The 20,315-nt window shown below is 42.7% G+C and carries 15 protein-coding genes; 4 read left to right on the plus strand and 11 right to left on the minus strand.

From position 1 onward, the window contains the following. Positions 1 to 76 precede the first annotated feature (76 nt). Positions 77 to 832, minus strand: coding sequence for a tRNA (cytosine(32)/uridine(32)-2'-O)-methyltransferase TrmJ (trmJ, locus tag Xbud_RS12100; RefSeq protein WP_099136295.1), 756 nt, complete (start codon positions 830 to 832; stop codon positions 77 to 79). Positions 833 to 957: 125 nt separating this feature from the next. Between trmJ and suhB the strand changes: the two genes are divergently transcribed. After that, a complete protein-coding gene (gene suhB, locus Xbud_RS12105; RefSeq protein ID WP_099136296.1) occupies positions 958 to 1,761 on the plus strand; it encodes an inositol-1-monophosphatase in 804 nt (267 codons plus the stop codon). A 124-nt stretch (positions 1,762 to 1,885) separates the two neighbouring features. On the opposite strand, the gene Xbud_RS12110 is transcribed toward suhB, so the two are convergent. Next, entirely contained in the window at positions 1,886 to 3,112 is a 1,227-nt protein-coding gene (locus Xbud_RS12110; RefSeq protein ID WP_099136297.1) for a 3-phenylpropionate MFS transporter, read from the minus strand. Positions 3,113 to 3,275: 163 nt separating this feature from the next. After that, positions 3,276 to 4,529: a serine hydroxymethyltransferase gene (gene glyA, locus Xbud_RS12115; RefSeq protein WP_099136298.1), complete on the minus strand. Its 1,254-nt coding sequence runs from the start codon at positions 4,527 to 4,529 to the stop codon at positions 3,276 to 3,278. A gap of 336 nt (positions 4,530 to 4,865) precedes the next feature. On the opposite strand from glyA, the gene hmpA reads away from it, so the two are divergent. After that, positions 4,866 to 6,071 carry an NO-inducible flavohemoprotein gene (hmpA, locus tag Xbud_RS12120; RefSeq protein ID WP_280176110.1) on the plus strand — a complete coding sequence of 402 codons (1,206 nt, stop codon included), beginning with the start codon at positions 4,866 to 4,868 and terminating at the stop codon, positions 6,069 to 6,071. Between the two features lie 212 nt (positions 6,072 to 6,283). Here hmpA and glnB read toward each other — a convergent pair whose 3' ends face one another. The 6 genes from glnB to purL form a co-directional block, all read right to left on the minus strand. Beyond that, positions 6,284 to 6,622: a nitrogen regulatory protein P-II gene (glnB, locus tag Xbud_RS12125; protein ID WP_038267821.1), complete on the minus strand. Its 339-nt coding sequence runs from the start codon at positions 6,620 to 6,622 to the stop codon at positions 6,284 to 6,286. A gap of 15 nt (positions 6,623 to 6,637) precedes the next feature. Continuing rightward, a complete protein-coding gene (locus Xbud_RS12130) occupies positions 6,638 to 8,260 on the minus strand; it encodes an NAD+ synthase (protein ID WP_099136300.1) in 1,623 nt (540 codons plus the stop codon). A gap of 109 nt (positions 8,261 to 8,369) precedes the next feature. Then, on the minus strand, positions 8,370 to 9,707 hold the full coding sequence (gene glrR, locus Xbud_RS12135) for a two-component system response regulator GlrR (RefSeq protein ID WP_099136301.1): 1,338 nt from the start codon (positions 9,705 to 9,707) through the stop codon (positions 8,370 to 8,372). Beyond that, positions 9,704 to 10,606, minus strand: coding sequence for a two-component system QseEF-associated lipoprotein QseG (gene qseG, locus Xbud_RS12140; RefSeq protein WP_244589937.1), 903 nt, complete (start codon positions 10,604 to 10,606; stop codon positions 9,704 to 9,706). The genes glrR and qseG overlap by 4 nt, the downstream gene beginning before the upstream one ends. Before the next feature lie 31 nt (positions 10,607 to 10,637). Then, positions 10,638 to 12,077, minus strand: a complete 1,440-nt coding sequence (locus Xbud_RS12145) for a sensor histidine kinase (RefSeq protein ID WP_169923065.1) — start codon at positions 12,075 to 12,077, stop codon at positions 10,638 to 10,640. An 854-nt stretch (positions 12,078 to 12,931) separates the two neighbouring features. Continuing rightward, complete coding sequence (gene purL, locus Xbud_RS12150) at positions 12,932 to 16,846, minus strand: phosphoribosylformylglycinamidine synthase (protein ID WP_099136304.1); 3,915 nt, start codon at positions 16,844 to 16,846, stop codon at positions 12,932 to 12,934. A gap of 265 nt (positions 16,847 to 17,111) precedes the next feature. Here purL and mltF point away from each other — a divergent pair, with 265 nt between their 5' ends. Next, positions 17,112 to 18,572, plus strand: a complete 1,461-nt coding sequence (gene mltF / locus Xbud_RS12155) for a membrane-bound lytic murein transglycosylase MltF (RefSeq protein ID WP_099136305.1) — start codon at positions 17,112 to 17,114, stop codon at positions 18,570 to 18,572. Positions 18,573 to 18,594: 22 nt separating this feature from the next. Here mltF and tadA read toward each other — a convergent pair whose 3' ends face one another. Continuing rightward, positions 18,595 to 19,086: a tRNA adenosine(34) deaminase TadA gene (gene tadA, locus Xbud_RS12160; protein WP_209028384.1), complete on the minus strand. Its 492-nt coding sequence runs from the start codon at positions 19,084 to 19,086 to the stop codon at positions 18,595 to 18,597. Between the two features lie 60 nt (positions 19,087 to 19,146). Continuing rightward, positions 19,147 to 19,791 carry an HD domain-containing protein gene (locus Xbud_RS12165; RefSeq protein ID WP_244589938.1) on the minus strand — a complete coding sequence of 215 codons (645 nt, stop codon included), beginning with the start codon at positions 19,789 to 19,791 and terminating at the stop codon, positions 19,147 to 19,149. 332 nt (positions 19,792 to 20,123) lie between these two features. Here Xbud_RS12165 and Xbud_RS19825 point away from each other — a divergent pair. After that, a partial coding sequence (locus Xbud_RS19825; RefSeq protein ID WP_169923063.1) for a hypothetical protein occupies positions 20,124 to 20,315 on the plus strand: 192 nt, incomplete at its 3' end.

Genomic DNA, 20,315 nt, shown 5'->3' on the forward strand with positions numbered 1-20,315 from the left:
TTTAACCTAGTAATTTACTCAACTATTATTTGGTTTTCTTTCATTCTGTTATCACCCATATTCTCTATTACAGAGACTATTTTCTGCCAGATTCTGGTGATTTCCCAGCCCATTTTTCCATAGACGTTAAAATACCCCGCAGGATATTCAGTTCCTGAATTTCCGGACGTGCACGGGTATAGAGGCGTCTTAATTTGTTCATTATCTGCCCAGGATGCGCTTTACGAATAAAACCGGAGTGATTTAACACCTGTTCAAGATGCTGATAAAAACGTTCCATATCTTCAACTGGTGGGTATTCAGCTTCATGATCGGCAGCATCCGCTTTTTCTGATTTTTCTTCAGTAACAAGGTGCGCCATACGAATCTCATAGCTGACCAATTGAACAGCCATAGCCAAATTCAATGAACCATATTCTGGGTTAGTCGGAATATAAAGATGATAGTTACACTTCTGAAGTTCTTCGTTAGTCAGCCCCACACGCTCACGACCGAACACGATAGCCACCGGTGAATTTTTAGCTGCTTTGACACAGCGCTCACCACACTCACGCGGTTCAACCATTGGCCAGGAAAGTGTTCGGGAACGAGCACTGGTTCCAATAACCAATTCACACCCAGCCACTGCTTCATCTAGCGAATCCACAATAGTGGCATTACCGATGACATCACTGGCACCGGCTGAAAGTGCAATGGCGTGAGAATCAGGCTGGACGAGCGGGTTGACCAAATAAAGATTGGTCAACCCCATTGTTTTCATAGCTCTGGCAGTTGAACCCATATTGCCCGTGTGGGAAGTTTCTACCAGAATAATGCGGATGTTCTCTAACATGACAGCTTTTTATTTCAGTATAAGAGCCGAATATCTTAACACAGCATTAGTCATTTTGACGAACTACTGCTATAATGTGTGCCGATTTGTTTCCCGTTCTTTAAAATTCTGGTGGAAGATACCCCATGCATCCGATGCTAAACATCGCTATACGTGCTGCGCGTAAAGCCGGCAATTACATTGCCAAAAGTTATGAAACTCCTGATGCTATCGAAGCAAGCCAAAAAGGCAGTAATGACTTCGTCACTAATATTGATCGTGAAGCAGAAAAGCTGATCATTGACATTATCCGTAAATCTTATCCTAAACACACTATCATCACTGAAGAAACTGGTGAGCATTTAGGTGAAGAAGACGATTTCCAATGGGTGATCGATCCACTGGATGGCACCACTAACTTTATTAAACGTCTCCCTCATTTCGCTGTTTCCATTGCTGTGCGCATCAAAGGCCGCACCGAAGCGGCTGTTGTTTATGACCCAATGCGTAATGAACTGTTTAGCACAACCCGTGGTCAAGGTGCTCAATTGAATGGTTATCGTCTGCGTGGCACCAATGCTCGTGATCTGGATGGTACTATCATTGCCACCGGTTTCCCATTCAAAGCTAAACAACACGCTATCCCTTACATGAATGTATTGGGTAAATTATTTGAGCGCTGTGCAGATTTTCGTCGCACTGGCTCTGCGGCTCTGGATATGGCTTATGTCGCCGCCGGACGTGTTGACGGTTTCTTCGAAATCGGCCTGAAACCATGGGATTTTATGGGGGGTGAACTGCTGGTACGTGAATCTGGCTGTATTGTTACTGACTTCGTTGGTGGTCACAACTATATCAGTTCTGGTAACATCGTTGCAGGCAGCCCACGTATTGTTAAAGACATGCTGTCTGAAATGCGCGAAGAATTAACTGAAGCACTGAAACGTTAATTATAAAATAACCATTTGAGCAATGTTATTTTCAGGGCACCAAACTTATTGGTGCCTGTTTTATTTACGACTTTATTTACAATCAATGTGTTTCTCAATAAATACATTTCACAATGAATGCACTTCACAACGAATGTATTTTAGCTTCTACTTTAGGCCGTAAGAAAATTGCAGGTAATGCAACCAGTGCCATAACCCAATAGATACCGCTTCCCATATACTCATACAAAAAACCGCCTATTGCGCTCATAACTGCAATACCACCGCCCATCGCTAATGCAGAATAAACCGATTGTAATCGGATAACTTCATTTTCTTTTCTGGCACCGATAAAGCGCATGGCAGCTAAATGACAGACTGTAAAAGTTCCGCAATGTAGGATCTGAATAATAATCAGAACTGGCAATTCAGTGAATGTTCCCATTAACCCCCAGCGAATAACTCCACAAATCGCAGAAATCAATAGAAGACTACGGGCACTCCAGTGTCGGAATAGCTGTTTACTAAAAGTGAAAACAACAACTTCTGCGACAACGCCCAATGACCAGAGATAACCGATAGTTGATGCAGAATAGCCAGCTTTTTCCCAATAAATAGAACCAAAGCTGTAGTAACCAGCGTGAGCAGCTTGTAACAACGCCACACATAATAAAAACTGCCATACCGATTTTTCGGACAATAATTTCTTGAATGATACTGCATTGATATTTTCTACCTTAATTTTGCCTTCAGGCATAATAGAAGGTTTTAGCATCATTCCCAGTAACATAACGGCAACACTGAAAATCAGGGAAACAAGGATGATGTTGTGATGACCAAATAAATTGAGGCCAATCCAATTATTGATCTTTTCAAAGGAAATGCTGAAATCTGAACCTAAATCGATGCCATTGGCTGACATCAATATCCCCGCTAAAGAAGAGCTGATAATAAAGGCAATCGATCCCCACACACGTACCTTGCCATAATCAAAAGTAAACTGTTTTTGCCATGTTCCCGCTAAAGCATCTGATAAAGGAACCAAAGGTGAAAAAAACAGGTTAAAACCTATCATAACAAGGGAAACCCATACCCAATGGCTACTAAAGGAAAAGCTAACAGCAAAGACCAAAGCCAATAAGGATAGAAATCTTAATGCGTTAATTAATTTAGAAGGATCTTTAACCGTAGGCGAAATAAATAAACTACCGAGGAAACGAGAAACTAACCCGATAGCTAACAGTATACCGATCATAGAAGGAGTAATACCTTCTCCCTGTAACCAAACTGACCAGAAAGGTAAGAATATTCCAAAAGCAAAAAAATAAGTGAAATAACCTAACCCTAGCCAAAATGTTGATGGAACAACCATCCAAATGCCCCCATTTTTTAATGCAAAAAACCCGCTCAAAACTAATGTTATGAGTCGGGCTTAATACCTGATATACCTTTCATCTTTCAAGCTACAGCTTTATTGGCTGCAACTTGAAATCTATTTGGGTATAAGCTCAATATTGACGGTATTTTATTCTCAATTATGCGTAAACCGGATATTTTGCACAGATATCCAACACATTCTGTTTAACACTTTCAATAACTACTTCGTCATTGATGTTATCCAACACATCACATATCCAGCCAGCTAATTCACGGGTTTCCGCTTCTTTGAAACCACGGCGGGTAATTGCTGGAGTACCAATGCGAATACCCGAAGTGACAAACGGACTGCGAGGATCGTTAGGTACGCTGTTTTTGTTAACAGTGATATTGGCACGCCCTAATGCTGCATCCGCTTCTTTACCTGTAATATCTTTATCCACCAGATCCAGCAGGAACAGATGGTTATCAGTACCGCCGGAAACAACTTTGTAACCACGTTGCAGGAACACATCTACCATTTCTTTGGCATTTTTCGCAACCTGCTGTTGATAAATTTTGAACTCCGGCTCCATTGCTTCTTTCAGTGCAACGGCTTTCCCGGCAATGACATGCATCAGCGGGCCACCCTGACCACCAGGGAAAACAGCAGAGTTCAATTTCTTATACAGCTCTTCATCACCCCCTTTAGCCAGGATCAGACCACCGCGGGGGCCTGCCAGAGTCTTGTGAGTGGTGGTTGTAACAACATGTGCATGAGGAACAGGGTTTGGATAAACACCCGCAGCAACCAATCCAGCAACATGAGCCATATCAACAAAAAGATATGTACCGATTTCATCAGCAATTTCACGCATTTTCGCCCAATCAACCACACCAGAATAGGCAGAGAAACCACCAATGATCATTTTAGGTTGATGTTTCAGCGCTTGGTTACGAATATCCTCGTAATCGATTTTGCCATTCTCATCAATACCATAAGGAACAACGTGATACAGTTTACCTGAGAAGTTAACCGGAGAGCCGTGAGTCAGATGACCACCATGTGCCAGATTCATCCCTAAAACAGTGTCACCTGGTTGCAACAGCGTCATATACACCGCAGCATTTGCCTGAGAGCCTGAGTGTGGTTGGACGTTAGCATAATCTGCACCAAACAACTCTTTTGCTCGGTCAATTGCCAATTGTTCAACTATATCAACATATTCACAACCACCATAGTAGCGTTTACCCGGATAACCTTCCGCATACTTGTTAGTGAGCTGAGATCCTTGAGCCTGCATAACTCTTGGACTGGTGTAGTTTTCAGAAGCAATCAATTCAATATGTTCTTCCTGACGACAAACTTCCTGTTCCATCGCTTGCCACAGTTCGGGATCGTAATTCGCAATATTCATTTCACGCTTTAACATTAGGTTCTCCTGACTCAGCTACATCTCTAAAAAATACCCCTGAGGGACAGAATTTGACACAGTGTAAACTCTTTTTATCAAATGAGATAGTCTTGACAAGAGATTTTACGCAAACGATTGCTTAGGCGCCTGTAGCAGGATGTCCCGCGATCCTGATTACACGCTTTAAATTTATTGTTGTTCTTTGTGATTCCAGTCAAATCTTCTTGCTGTGATATAAATTCTGATTTTTTGATTTAAGTCAATATAATATCTCTTTCTTACTTTAATGTATTCCTCAACGTCATAAGTTGCATTTAAAATACATCTTATATTCCTAAGCATTATTTGAGAAAAATTCAGGAGACCATAATGTTAGATAGCCAAATTATCGCAACTATAAAGTCCACTATTCCCTTGATCGTTTCCACGGGACCAAAGTTGACTGCTCACTTTTATGAACGCATGTTCAGACATAATCCTGAATTAAAAGATATTTTTAACATGAGCCATCAAACCAACGGCGATCAGCGTGAAGCTCTTTTTAATGCCCTTTGTGCTTATGCCTCTAATATTGATAACTTATCTGCTCTTCTACCTGCTGTAGAAAAGATCGCTCATAAACATACGAGCCTAAATATCCAACCGGAACACTATAAAATTGTCGGTACACATCTGCTGGCAACAATTGATGAACTATTTCATCCGGCTGATGAAGTTCTCGACGCCTGGAAAAAAGCCTACAATGTATTGGCCGATGTTTTTATCAATCGGGAAGAGGCAATTTATCAGGGTAGCGAATCTTCGGCAGGAGGCTGGCGTGGTTTACGTCAATTTCGTGTCAGTCGTAAACAACCGCAAAGTGATGTCATTACCAGCTTTGAGTTTGTACCCGTTGATGATGACAAAGTCGCGGATTACAAACCGGGACAATATTTGAGTATCTATCTGGAAGATCCAACCTTTAAAAACCGCGAAATTCGTCAATATTCATTGACTGCTACTCCAAATGGCAGCAATTATCAAATTGCCATTAAACGAGAACCTTATGGCAAAATTTCCAATCATATGCACGATAAAGTACAGGAAGGGGATATCATATCGCTATCTGCACCAAAAGGTGATTTTTTCCTTGACGTCCAGCCTGATACCCCTGTTACGCTCATTTCAGCGGGTGTCGGATTAACTCCGATGATGAGTATGCTGCAATATCTGCACGGTCAGCAGCACCAAAGTGTGGTCAATTGGTTTCACGCGACAGAACATGGTAGCTATCATGCCTTTGCAGATAAGGTAAAAGAAATTGCCCAATCCATGCCGAATCTGAATTCTCAGGTTTGGTATCGTGAACCCAGAGATAAAGATCAGCATAGCATACATTATCAACATGCCGGGTTGATGGACCTGTCTCTTGTAAAAGATGCAATAAGTGCTGAAGGGATGCAATTCTATTTCTGTGGGCCGTTGGCTTTCATGCAATATACTGCAAAGCAGCTAATAACAATGGGCATTAACGAGCAACATATCCATTATGAATGTTTTGGTCCACATAAAGTGATCTAACACGAATTTATGCACAGTTTTTTGTAAATTCAGTGAAAGTGTAAATTCGGTGATAAGTGATAACGGTTAAGACAGCTCGGTATGCCAACATTCCACCTCTCAATAAGAGGTGGACTAAATACCCATGTTACTGCCGTTATCACTTTTTCAGGCAATTAAACTTTTCAATCTATTCTCTTTTCTTTTCTCTTTTCAAAGGATACGGAATACGGTTAAATCGCCTCTTCGTCCTGTTCACCAGTACGAATGCGCACAACACGAGCAACATCAAAGACAAAAATCTTGCCATCCCCGATTTTGCCAGTTTGTGCAGTCTGCATAATAGTATCGACACAGGTATCAACAATATCATCCGGTACGACAATTTCTATTTTGACTTTAGGCAGAAAGTCCACCATATATTCTGCACCACGATACAGCTCAGTGTGTCCTTTCTGACGACCAAATCCTTTTACTTCTGTCACCGTCATACCAGTGATACCGACTTCAGCCAGAGCTTCACGCACATCATCGAGCTTGAAAGGTTTGATAATTGCATCAATCTTTTTCATGAAGTTTTCCTGTTATTACCAGTTTTTACGTCCGAAACCAGACGTAATCGGATAGCGCCTGTCTTTACCAAAATCACGCTGTGTAATACGTGGGCCAATCGGTGCCTGACGACGTTTATATTCATTGATGTCCACCAGCCGGATCACCTTACGAATAATCGCTTCATCAAAACCTTCAGCCACTAAGTCAGCCACAGATTTATCTTTTTCAACATATCCCTCAAGGATGGCATCCAGCATGTCATACGGTGGCAAGCTGTCCTGATCGAGCTGATCAGGAGCCAGTTCCGCGGATGGTGGACGATCAATTACACGCTGAGGAATAGCAGGAGAGACTGTATTACGGTATTTCGCTAATGCAAATACCATAGTTTTTGGGACATCTTTCAAAGCATTAAAGCCACCGGCCATATCACCGTACAAAGTCGAGTAACCCACCGCCGATTCACTTTTGTTGCTGGTCGTCAACACCAGACGACGGCATTTGTTTGACATTGCCATTAAGATGACTGCCCGGCTACGTGCCTGTAAATTCTCTTCAGTCGTATCTTTCTCTGTACCCGCAAATATAGGCTCCAATTGAACCATAAACGCATCAAATATAGGCTCGATAGACACTATGTCAAATTCAACACCGAGTAGTTCTGCTTGTTCTCTGGCATCATGAATGCTCATTTCAGAGGTATAGCGGAATGGCATCATCACAGCCTGTACATGCTCTTTACCCAAAGCATCAACAGCAATCGCCAGTGTCAGACCTGAATCAATACCACCGGATAAACCGAGTAATGCCCCCTTAAAACCATTTTTCTGCACATAATCGCGTACAGAGAGCACCAATGCCTTGTAGATTTGTGCAAGTGGCGGCAATTGAGGAGCCGGATTTGCCATCGGCTCAATTGTCATGTCATTGAAACGACACTGTTCAACTTGTTCTGCAAAGGCTGCCATGCGATGAGTAATTTCACCTTTTACATCAAAAACTTTTGAGCAGCCATCAAAGATCAGTTGATCTTGTCCGCCAATCTGATTCAGGTAAATTATTGGCAAATGAATGCGCTGACAGTGTGATTTAATCAATGCGCTACGGATATTCGGTTTTTCACGATTAAAAGGAGATGCATTAATAGACAGAATGATATCAGATCCTGCTTCTTTCAAGGCATCAATCGGCGCATCGAACCACAGATCTTCACAAATCAACAAACCAAGATTATAGCCTTTAAATGGTACAACACAGATTTGTTCGCCTGCTTTGAAATAACGTTCTTCATCAAAAACACCATAGTTAGGTAATTGTTGTTTGAAATAACGGGCAACGGTTTCACCTTTCCAGAACAGAGAAAGTGCATTATATATTTTTCCGTCCTGTTGCCACGGATGGCCAACTAAAATACCAACCTGAGAGCTTGCCTCCTGCAAACGTACTAATTGTTCACGACAGCGCTGATGAAAATCAGAACGGAACAGTAGATCTTCAGGAAAATATCCCGACAATGCTAACTCAGAAAACACGACAAGATCAGCGCCCTTTTCTTGCTGCTCTTGCACTGTCTGCAACATACGATCGCTGTTGCCTTCGATATCCCCTACTAACCAGTTTAATTGAGCAAGGGAGATATTAAGAGTACGACTCATAGAATGTGGCTCTCCTGGGCCATTATTCACTTCTCTGTCTGATGAAGACAGTTAATCTCTTACGGTCTTAAATACCGTTTCAACTTTATGGATTTAAATAACAGAAAGGTTATTCTTTAAAATCGTTGGCATCCAACTCGTGACGAGCCAACAATTTATAAAACTCTGTCCGGTTACGTCCTGCCATACGAGCGGCATGGGTAACATTCCCTTTTGTCATTTGCAATAATTTGCGTAAGTAATTCAGTTCAAACTGATTACGTGCTTCCACAAATGTCGGCAATGCCGTATTTTCGCCTTCTAATGCCTGCATAACCAAAGCATCACTAATCACCGGGGCTGTCGTCAATGCCACACATTGCTCGATAACATTGACCAATTGGCGGACATTACCCGGCCAACTTGCGGCCATCAGACATTTCATAGCATTAGTGGAAAAGCTGCGTACAAAAGGTTTATGGCGTTTGGCCGATTCACGCAACAAATGATTTGCCAATAAAGGAATGTCTTCCGCCCGTTTATTCAAAGCCGGGATTTTCAGGTTAACTACGTTTAATCGATAATAGAGGTCTTCCCTGAATTCATTACGTTGCATCGCTTTTGGCAAATCACGGTGAGTTGCGGAAATGATCCTGACATCAATATCTAAATCGCGGTTACTTCCCAGAGGACGGACTTTACGCTCCTGCAAAACCCTTAATAATTTGACTTGTAGTGCTAATGGCATATCACCGATTTCATCAAGGAACAAAGTTCCCCCTTGTGCGGCCAGAAATAGTCCTTCCCGGCTACTGACTGCTCCAGTGAATGCCCCCTTAGCATGACCAAATAACTCAGACTCCAACAGTTGTTCAGGTAAAGCCCCGCAGTTAATTGCAATAAAAGGTTTCTTCGCACGCGGGCTTGCACGATGGATAGCCTGAGCCAGAACTTCCTTACCTGTTCCGCTTTGCCCATTAATCAGGACACTAACGTCAGATTGAGCCACCATTTTCGCCTGTTCCAGCAGACGCAACATCAGCGGGCTGCGTGTGACAATTTGTTCGCTCCACTTTCCATCTATAGCTGGTGTTGATAATTCCAAAGCATCGTCAATGGCTTTATAAAGTGCATCACGGTCAACCGGTTTAGTCAGAAAACTAAATACCCCTTGCTGTGTTGCAGCAACGGCATCCGGGATAGAACCATGTGCAGTGAGAATAATCACTGGCATGCCGGGATGCTGTTTTTGGATTTCCGCAAACAATGCCATGCCATCCATTTCATCCATGCGTAAGTCGCTGATGACCAAATCCACTTTTTCTTTCAGCAACATGCGTAATGCTTCATGCCCGCTTTCCACTGTTGTGACGCGAAATCCTTCACTAGTCAGACGCATTCCCAATAATTTTAATAGGCTTGGATCATCATCAACTAAAAGAAGATGAGCAGGATTGCGTACGGTCATTGTGATTCAGCTCCTTTTTCTTCTGAGGGATTAGCTTCTGTTTTCGTTTCCGGGGTCAGCTCTGATCCTGTTTCCGATTTAGTTTCCGGCTTAATCTCCGGCTTAGTGTCAATCACCTTGTTGCCTGTATCAACTGCATGTTCTATTTCACCTTGCCCGGTTTCCCCTGAAACCGAAGAGCTGTTCTGGACTTGCTTGCGGGAAGAAAGCTGACGCTCGATATCTGTTAGATTTTCTAATTTGCGGGATATTGAACGCAGTTCATACTCCAAACGGGCCCCTGTCTCTTTCAATCGATCAATTTTGGCATCACTGTCAAATTGCAATCGCTGATATTTTGACTTTTGTTCTGCCAGATTGATTTTTAAATATTGCTGTTCACTCCATAACTGCAACAATGACAGTAGCGAGGACGGAAATTGCAGGCTATATCGATTCAAACTTTCCATAATCTTACGCCGTTCAGTTAATGACGGTGCAGCTTGGTCAATAAGGATACTCTGCTTGAAAACTTGTGACCAATTTGTCGGCGTAAACTGTTTTGCCATATCGCGAGCTTTTACTGGAGGCAGTTTATTCGTACAGTCCATCAATTTTAACCAATAAAGGCCATTTTCCATTGCGGCTGGTTTTGCAATATCCCACATCACATCGCACCCCTTGATGCGATAATCTGTGACACGTTGCTCTGGTATAATAGATTCGGCAATCGTTACTAAATCATCAGAACCGGAATTTGAGACACACCCTGTCAGTAAATAGGGAACAAACAGTAAAATCATGGTACGAAAACGCAGGAGTGAAGCCCATTTAAGCAAACGCTCTATAACAGCCATTCTTGTCATTGTTTGGATCTCAATAACTTGCTGCTCCGTTTCTATCATCTCCGTCTTCATCATAAAGTGGTGAGTAAACCTGTTGTGCATATATTTAGTCATTCTCTGCGGTTAATGGCAGTTCAATCCGAAAGCATACATCAGCAAAATCAGATTCTATCAGATGAAGTCCCCCCCCCATCCGTTTAATACAGTCCTGCGCAATACTCAAACCAAGGCCACTTCCCTTGACCGCACCTTTGCGTTGAAGCTTTCCTTGGTAAAATGGTTCAAAAATCATGCTTTTTTCTAAATCAGGGATAGGCGTTCCTGTATTGGCAATGTCAATCTGAATATTTTCATCTAATTGCCGACTGGAAATCCAAATGTTACCGGATTCAGCGCCATAGTGCACTGCATTGGAATAGAGATTATCAATGACTCGCATCAATAGTTTAGGTTCAGCCCAACAATTATCAGCATCTAATTGGATTGTTGTATAAATATTTTTTGTTCGTGCAGGCAACTGATGTGACAGAACAACGCTATCAACGAGCTCTTTTAAAGACACCACTTGATTTTCGGCGGGGTTATCCACGATTTTACGATTATATTCGAGCAATTGTTCAATAAGCTGTTGCAAGTGTTTACTACTACTATCCAGAATACTAACCACTTCTTTTTGGTCTGTTGTCAATGGCCCGGCAATTTCATCCGCCAACAATTCCGTACCTTCACGCATACTGGCGAGTGGTGTTTTCAATTCATGGGAGATATGACGCAAGAATTCATGCCGTTGAGATTCAAGCCAGGATAGACGCTCACTCAACCAAATAATCCGCAACGCCAGTGAACGTAACTCTCTGGGTCCTTTAAAGGATTCAATCTTGCTTTCCAGTGTTTGTCCTGCACCTAATCGATTAATCATTCGTTCAATGCCTTTTACCGGCCCAATGATCATCCGAGTAAAAAGTGCGATTAAAAAAGCACTCAGCAGGAACAGAATTAAACTTTGCCAACCAAAAAACTGCCCCTTATCAGCAATGTCTTTCTGCAATTGCTCACCACGGGTGAAAATGATATTACGTGTTTCCTGTACTAACTGATTATTGGCGTTTGAGAACTGCTCAAGTAGCTTAGCTACCACAGGCTCTGGTACACCATTATCACAAGTGATATTAGTAAGACCCGACAGTAGTTGATTAAATTTATCCTTATATTCTCTATTAGCCAGCATCGCCATCTGATTATTCAACATACTGGTATATTGTTGATACTGGCGTTGATAGAGTTTTTCCAACCTGATATCTCCCAATACACAATACTGACGGTAGCTGCGTTCCATCTCAAGAGCGACACCTATCATTGCTTCACTGCGCCGGGCATCAGATATCGTTGCGCGGTTAATTTCTGCCGCTTGCGTACTGAGCTGATCAAGGCTTTGGTATGCCTGATATGCCAGTACCAACAACGGCAATAGCACCAGCCAGAAAGCCATTACAACCAATTGACGCAATGAGCGGGGAAATAAACGCCATTTTTTCAGAGAAATCATCTTATAACCTGTAATTACATTGATGCTAACCGACATAAATAGCTATAAAGGGTGGTATGTCAAGATGATACTGGTGCATAAGGCGCGGAGGGAAGACATTGTCTACAACAATGACGGCGGGGTAGTATTTTTTCTACTACCCCGCCAGTGAGGATCCTATAATGCTGTCAATACTATTTTTTTCGTTATCAAACATAGTTATTGATAAACATATAGGTGGTGCCTCACTCCACGTGTCGCCCGTTGCTTGATAAGGCCAGAAAGCGAATATCATTAATTGGACGGTAGGCACCTTACTTTGGCGTCATTCCTGGCTTATGTGGCATATTTCCACCCTACTTTGTGGACCGACATAAAAAATTGAATGAGCAACTACACGTTGTTAAGCACATTGCGTGCCAACTTTCAAAAATATCATATAATACATTGATTTTAATAAACAAAAACAAAAAACCCTTTAATGTTTACATTTTTTTATGCATGTTCTTTTATTCACGTCATATACTTTTGTCGCCAATTGATGACACCAAACCACATGAATATATTTATTGAATTAAATCAATTAATTAAATGTCTCCTTTTTGAGACATCATAACATACCATTGTCGTAATTTAGAGACACTCTTTTAAAACAATTAATTTCATTAACTCACAAGTTCATAATTATTAACCAAAAATAAACATTTAAAAACATTTCCTTTATCATGAGAATCTACCAGAAAAATAAAATACCACAGTAAATTCATAAGATATAAAAACCATATGTAGAGAAAAATATTATCTGTGATAAGGAAACGAAAAAATAAAGGCTCTGACAAATATGCCGAGCCTTATAGAGAAATAGGTACTTTATATTAACCTAACTGTTTACGTGCATTGCGGAAAATACGCATCCACGGGCTATCTTCTCCCCACTCTTTGGGATGCCAGGAGTTACTGACAGTACGGAATACCCTTTCAGGATGTGGCATCATCACAGTAACCCGACCATCAAAGCTGGTGACAGAAGTGATCCCTTCAGCGGAACCATTGGGGTTTGCAGGATAATTTTCTGTCGCCTGACCATAGTTATCCACAAATTGCATTGCAACCTGCTGGTGTTTTTTCAATTCAGTCAAACTCAGGCTGTTTCTGAACTCTACCTGACCTTCACCATGGGCAACCGCAATTGGCAAACGGGAACCGGCCATGCCCTGCAAGAATAATGAAGGGCTGTCCACAACTTCAACCAGACTGAAACGAGCTTCATAACGTTCTGAACGGTTACGTACAAAACGAGGCCAATGTTCGGTGCCTGGGATCAGCTCATGCAGGTTAGAAATCATCTGGCAGCCATTACATACACCAAGAGATAACGTATCCGGTCTTGCAAAGAAGTTCGCAAAATCGTCACGTACCCGTGAATTAAACAGAATGGATTTTGCCCAACCTTCACCTGCACCAAGGACATCCCCATATGAAAAGCCACCACAGGCTACCAATGTCTGGAACTGTGCCAGAGTGATACGTCCACTCAACAAATCACTCATATGGACATCCACGGCTTCAAAACCTGCACGATGGAATGCTGCCGCCATTTCAACATGGGAGTTAACTCCCTGTTCACGCAATACAGCAACTCGCGGACGTACTTGTTTCGATATGTAACAAGCCGCAATGTCCTCTGCCAGGTCAAAGGATAATTTCACATTCAGGCCGGGATCGCTCACATTCTGTTTTGCCTGATGTTCTTGATCAGCGCATTCAGGATTATCACGCAGACGTTGCATCTGCCAGGTTGTTTCTGCCCACCATAAACGCAATGTACTACGATTTTGACGATAAACTTCCATATTGTTGCTGGAGATCACAAAATCATCTCCCGCCTTAGCCTTACCTAAATAGTGTAAGCATTCACTCAGGCCATAATCAGCTAACAGCTCTTCAATCTGCTGTCTGTCTGTTTCACGAACCTGAATCACCGCCCCTAATTCTTCACTAAACAGTGCCCCCAGGATATCTTCATCAAATGCGCTGATATCGGCATGCAGACTACAGTGTCCCGCAAATGCCATCTCTGCCAATGTCACCAGCAGACCACCATCAGAACGGTCGTGATAAGCCAGCAGTTTTTGTTCTGCAATCAACTGTTGGATCGCCTTAAAGAAGTTAGCAAGTTGTTCCGTACTGCGAACATCTGCAGTTTTATCACCAAGCTGGCGATAAACCTGAGCCAATGCCGTCCCTCCCAGTGCATTTTGTCCCTGTCCCAGATCAATCAGCAGTAATGCATTATCATCATCGGTAGACAATTCTGGCGTGACAGTACAACGAACATCCTCCACCCGTGCAAACGCACTGATAACTAATGAAAGCGGAGCTGTCATTGCACGCTCTTCACCATCCTGAATCCAGCAAGTTTTCATCGACATGGAATCTTTACCGACAGGTATAGTCAGGCCCAACGCAGGACATAATTCCTCACCTATCGCCTTCACCGCCGCATACAATCCGGCATCTTCTCCGGCATGACCTGATGCTGACATCCAGTTCGCTGACAGTTTTACCCGCTTCAAATCCTGTACATAAGCCGATGCAATATTAGTCAACGCTTCCCCGACAGCCATACGTGCTGATGCAGCAAAGTCCAACAGAGCAACAGGAGCACGTTCTCCCATCGACATAGCTTCACCATAATAGCTATCCAGACTGGCTGTTGTGACTGCGCAATCTGCAACAGGGATCTGCCATGGCCCAACCATCTGGTCTCTCGCTACCATGCCTGTTATTGAACGATCGCCTATGGTAATCAAGAATGTTTTCTCTGCCACTGCGGGTAAATGCAGAACGCGTTTTACCGCTTCGGCCAAATCAATACTTGCGCGCTCCAGCCCTTTACCCTGTGCTTTTAGTGAATTTACATTTTTCAGCATTTTTGGTGTGTTGCCGAGCAGAACATCCAACGGTATATCAATTGGCTGGTTATCAAAATGATTGTCGTTCAATAGCAGGTGACGTTCTTCCGTCGCTTCACCGATTACTGCGTACGGAGCACGCTCACGCCGACAAATATCCTCGAACAGGGTAAGCTGTTCCGGTGCGACAGCTAATACGTAACGCTCCTGAGATTCATTGCACCACACCTGCAATGGAGTCATACCCGGTTCATCATTGAGGATATTGCGCAGCTCAAAACGGCCTCCTCGTCCTCCATCACTGACTAATTCAGGCATCGCATTTGATAAGCCACCCGCACCAACATCATGGATAAACAAAATAGGGTTCTTGCGGCCAAGCTGCCAACAACTGTCGATAACTTCCTGACAACGACGTTCCATTTCTGCGTTATCGCGCTGTACAGAGGCAAAATCCAGCTCCGCATCAGATTGGCCCGATGTCATTGAAGAAGCGGCTCCACCACCCAGACCAATATTCATGCTTGGGCCACCCAGTACAATCAATTTGGCTCCGACAGGGATCTCCCCTTTCTGGATATGCTCTTCACGAATATTTCCGATTCCCCCGGCCAGCATGATCGGTTTATGGTAGCCACGTAATTCTGCGCCGTTATGGGATTCCACTTTCTCTTCATATGTTCTGAAATACCCCAACAATGCCGGGCGGCCAAATTCATTATTGAATGCCGCTCCGCCCAAAGGGCCTTCTAACATGATATCCAGTGCGCTGACAATCCGTTCAGGCTTACCAAACTCTTCTTCCCACGGTTGTTCAAATCCGGGGATTTTCAGGTTCGAGACGGAAAAACCAATCAACCCGGCCTTAGGTTTTGCTCCCCGTCCTGTTGCTCCTTCATCACGGATTTCCCCGCCAGATCCTGTCGCCGCTCCCGGCCAGGGAGAAATTGCTGTCGGATGGTTATGTGTTTCGACTTTCATCAAAATATGGGCAGGTTCCTGGTGATAACCATATATTCCCTTTTCAGGATCAGGGAAAAATCGCCCTACCTGAGAACCTTCCATTACCGCGGCGTTGTCTTTATAAGCAGAGAAAACATGATCCGGTGTCTGTTCAAAGGTATTTTTAATCATTTTAAACAGAGAATTTGGTTGTTCCTGCCCATCAATCACCCAATCTGCATTGAAAATTTTGTGGCGACAATGTTCAGAATTCGCCTGTGCGAACATGTAGAGTTCAACATCAGTCGGATTACGTCCTAATTTCTGGAAAGCTTGTAACAGATAATCAATTTCATCCGCTGCCAGCGCTAATCCCAACTCAACATTGGCAGATTCCAATGCAGTCCGCCCTGATTGCAAAATATCAATTTGCTTCAATGGCGCAGGCGTCTGGTGAGAAAACAGTGCCTCAGCCTGTTCAAACTGGGTAAACACACTTTCCATCATGCGATCGTGCAATAATGCAGACAGCGCCTGCCGCTGTTTGTCATCCATTGCCTTTCCGTGGATGTTATTCTGGGTAACATCACATTGGATATAGTAGGCAATCCCTCTTTCCAAACGGACAATCTGTTTCAGTCCGCAATTGTGAATTATCTCTGTCGCTTTTGATGACCATGGCGATATTGTCCCTGGCCGGGGAGTGACTAAAAACAGTTGACCTTTAGGTTCATGTTCAGCTAAAGAAGGGCCATATTTTAGTAGTCTGCTTAATTTTTCCTTTTCTTCTACTGTAAGAGGTGAATTTATTTCTGCAAAGTGCACATATTCTGCATAAATTGCTGCCACAGGAAGCTGCTGAGCTTGACACTGGGAAAGGAGCTTAGTAATACGAAACGCTGATAAAGCGGGCGAGCCACGCAGAATTTCCATAGTAATAGGTTCTCTCATCTTAGAAGCAAAGCCTGACTGATGCCTTAGGGGAAACGCCGACATTATAGAGGAATGTTTTCTCTGACGAAACCGTTTGCGTGAGCGTTAATTAATCTAACAACACATTCAATGAATTTTTAAAATTGGTTCAATAGGGTTGCAGATCTCAATTTTGTTGCGCAAAATTCCCGATTACTGGAAATTTAACCATGCTATTATCTGACATTTCATACGGAGCCTAACCGTACTGACGAGAGATAACTATTTGAAAAATATCAAGATAAATTATTTTGTCATCGTCATTATCACGCTCCTCTCTGCCACAATCATTGGTCTCAACATTAGCTGGCCTAATAAACAGCAGGAGCAGATAAACAGGATCTTGGCACGGGGAGAACTTCGGGTGAGCACCATCAGTTCTCCTCTGATTTCACTTAATGATAAAAATGAACCAGTAGGATTTGATTATGACTTAACCAAACGATTTGCTGACTATCTGGGTGTCAAACTGAGTATTAAGTTTCGTTCTAATATTAGCCAGCTTTTTGATGACTTAAACACTGATAAAGCCGATTTTTTAGCCGCCGGTCTTATCTATAACAGAGAAAGACTCGACCAAACACGGACTGGCCCAGCCTATTATTCAGTATCCCAACAATTGGTTTATCGCAAAGGTACAGCGCGCCCACGTTCTTTTACTGATTTAAAAGGCTCACTGGTTGTCACCGCCGGCTCTGCCCATGTCAGTGAACTAAAACAGTGGAAAGAAAAATCTTATCCTGATTTAACCTGGGAAGAATCGTCACATCACAATACCCAGCACTTGCTTGAACAAGTATCTGAAGGAAAAGTTGACTATACGATCAGCGATTCAATCAGCCTTGCTTTGCAACAGCGTATCCATCCCAATCTGGCTATCGCTTTTGATGTCAGTGAAGATAAGCCATTAACCTGGTATTTGAAGCGTAATGATGACTATAGCCTCTACTCAGCAATGCTGGATTTTTTCAACATGCTGACTGAAAACCATATAACGCCACGGCTGGAAGAAAAATATTTCAGCCATATTGGCTCGTTCGATTACTTTGACACTATCTCATTCATTCGTGCAATTAATAACTTATTGCCAACATATCAGCCTATTTTTGCGAAATACGCGGATTCTCTCGACTGGCAATTAGTTGCAGCTATCGCATGGCAGGAATCACATTGGGATCCACAAGCAACTTCTCCCACAGGCGTTCGTGGCATGATGATGCTGACCCGCCCAACAGCAGAATGGGCGGGAGTCAAAGACCGTCTTGATCCGGACGAGAGTGTGAAAGGGGGAATGGCTTATCTGCATTACCTGATGGCTCGTTTGCCGGATACTATTCCCGAAGATGAGAGAATTTGGTTCGCATTAGCCGCTTATAATATGGGGTATGGACATATTCTTGACGCTCGAAAATTAACAACCATGCAAAAAGGTGACCCTGACCGCTGGATGGACGTTAAATCACTCATTCCTCTATTAAGTAAGAAAAAATACTATGCCAATACCACATATGGTTATGCACGCGGTTATGAGGCTTATCGCTACGTCGAAAATATTCGTCGTTATTACCAAAGCTTAGAAGGGTATCTGAGAGCACAAAACAACCGCAACAAGGCAGAAAAGCCTAATATGCCCACTGAGAAACCCACCGTCAGCAACCCTGATAATACAAATGAGAATGCTTTGTAACTCTTTATGATGCTTTCTGCTGTTATTTTTTCAACTTTTTTAATTCTTTATGTTGCTCCCTACGTTGCTTGAAAAATGCACTCAACATAGTGGAGCATTCTTGTCCCAATACTCCGCCAGTAATCTCAATCTGGTGATTCATACCGGGATGACGCAAAATATCAATTAATGACCCTGCCGCACCGGTTTTCATATCACTTGCACCATAAACTAACCGCTGTATCCGGCTGTGGATCATCGCTCCCGCACACATAACACACGGTTCCAAAGTAACATATAGTGTTGTGTTCAACAGACGGTAATTTTTTAATTGAGCCCCTCCACGCCGTAATGCAACAATTTCTGCGTGAGCTGTCGGATCATGGCCTGTAATCGGAAGGTTATAGCCTTCTGCAATAATTTTATTATCCGCCACCAACAGCGCACCTACAGGGATCTCACCTTGTACCTGTGCCTGCATTGCCAAATCCATGGCCCGACGCATCCAATATTCATCACTATATATTTCTGCCACTACATGTTCTCTTGCTAATATAAATCCTGTTAATTATACCTATTCATTATTAATGTTGGTTTATTCAGCCTGAATTTCGTCAAAGAAATCGTTCAGGAATTGTTCCATGCGTTTTGTTCTTTCATAAGCCATTTGCTTGCCTGTAGCCGTCTGAAAACCAGCTTCTATTTTAAATAATTTAGTATAAAAATGATCAACAGCATAAGCGCGATCATTATATTCACGCTGCTTTGCCAAAGGATCATAAGTTTCATACAACCCTGAACGCATACGCCCTGCCGTATAAAAACAGCGAGCAACTCCCATCATTCCTATAGAATCCAGCCGATCAGCATCCTGTACAATTTGGGCTTCCAGTGTTGTTGGTGTTAATCCAGCAGAGAAGCTATGCGCTTCAATGGCATGGCAAACAGCAGCAATATCTTCTTCACTCCATCCGAGATCTTTTAATATTAAGGCTGCTTTATCTGCGGCCATGCGAGAGGCTAAATGTCGGTTCGGATCGTTTTTCTCAACATTAACGCAATCATGTAATAAAACCGCAGCAAAAACTAACTGCAAATTCCCGCATTCTGCTTCACAAATTTTTTTAGCGTTTTTCCAAACCCGATACAAATGAGCAATATCATGGGCACCATCATCACCTTCTATCGCGACAGGTAAAATCCGTTGGGCTAAATCGTCAAACGGTGAAAAAGATAACATTGCTAAAATCTCTGAATAAATGAATGGAAAGAGCATTTTAACAAAAAACGATCAGAACAAAATGAAGTTTGATAATTAAGAGATCTTTTCCTAACATAACTGATCGATTGCATATAGGCCATAGCGCATAATGAGCAACTTGTATGTTCGGTTTGCTTTTAAAATCGTTGCATAGTGTAGTACCGGATGGCTGGATGACAGTAGCAACTTTGACCATGAGCCAGTAAGACAGATTTTGCAGCAGCCATTCATCCTCAGTATATCGAACAGTATCTCTGGCACCGGCTGTACGGGTAGCCCGCATTAACAAGGTTGATAACCGGAGGAGCTTTATGGAACAGGTTTATTATTGTGGTATTGATATCGCTAAAAGTCAGTTTGATTGCGCAATTCGCCTGAATAATGGGAAGTATAAAGATAAAGTAACGCGATGCTCGACTTTAACATCCTATAACGTTGGCTTGTTGAAGCCAGTCGCGTTGACTTTTACCTTGTTTAAAATTGGCAAAAATACCCAACGTGTG

The organism is Xenorhabdus budapestensis, from assembly GCF_002632465.1.
GTDB lineage: Bacteria > Pseudomonadota > Gammaproteobacteria > Enterobacterales > Enterobacteriaceae > Xenorhabdus > Xenorhabdus budapestensis.

Bases quoted from the DNA above. Each gene is read 5' to 3' on its own strand.
- glrR (WP_099136301.1), bottom strand. From the start codon at position 9,707: ATGACCGTACGCAATCCTGCTCATCTTCTTTTAGTTGATGATGATCCA.
- suhB (WP_099136296.1), top strand. From the start codon at position 958: ATGCATCCGATGCTAAACATCGCTATACGTGCTGCGCGTAAAGCCGGC.
- Xbud_RS12145 (WP_169923065.1), bottom strand. From the start codon at position 12,077: ATGATTTCTCTGAAAAAATGGCGTTTATTTCCCCGCTCATTGCGTCAA.
- purL (WP_099136304.1), bottom strand. From the start codon at position 16,846: ATGGAAATTCTGCGTGGCTCGCCCGCTTTATCAGCGTTTCGTATTACT.
- glnB (WP_038267821.1), bottom strand. From the start codon at position 6,622: ATGAAAAAGATTGATGCAATTATCAAACCTTTCAAGCTCGATGATGTG.
- Xbud_RS12165 (WP_244589938.1), bottom strand. From the start codon at position 19,791: ATGTTATCTTTTTCACCGTTTGACGATTTAGCCCAACGGATTTTACCT.
- qseG (WP_244589937.1), bottom strand. From the start codon at position 10,606: ATGATGAAGACGGAGATGATAGAAACGGAGCAGCAAGTTATTGAGATC.
- Xbud_RS12130 (WP_099136300.1), bottom strand. From the start codon at position 8,260: ATGAGTCGTACTCTTAATATCTCCCTTGCTCAATTAAACTGGTTAGTA.
- glyA (WP_099136298.1), bottom strand. From the start codon at position 4,529: ATGTTAAAGCGTGAAATGAATATTGCGAATTACGATCCCGAACTGTGG.
- trmJ (WP_099136295.1), bottom strand. From the start codon at position 832: ATGTTAGAGAACATCCGCATTATTCTGGTAGAAACTTCCCACACGGGC.
- Xbud_RS12110 (WP_099136297.1), bottom strand. From the start codon at position 3,112: ATGGTTGTTCCATCAACATTTTGGCTAGGGTTAGGTTATTTCACTTAT.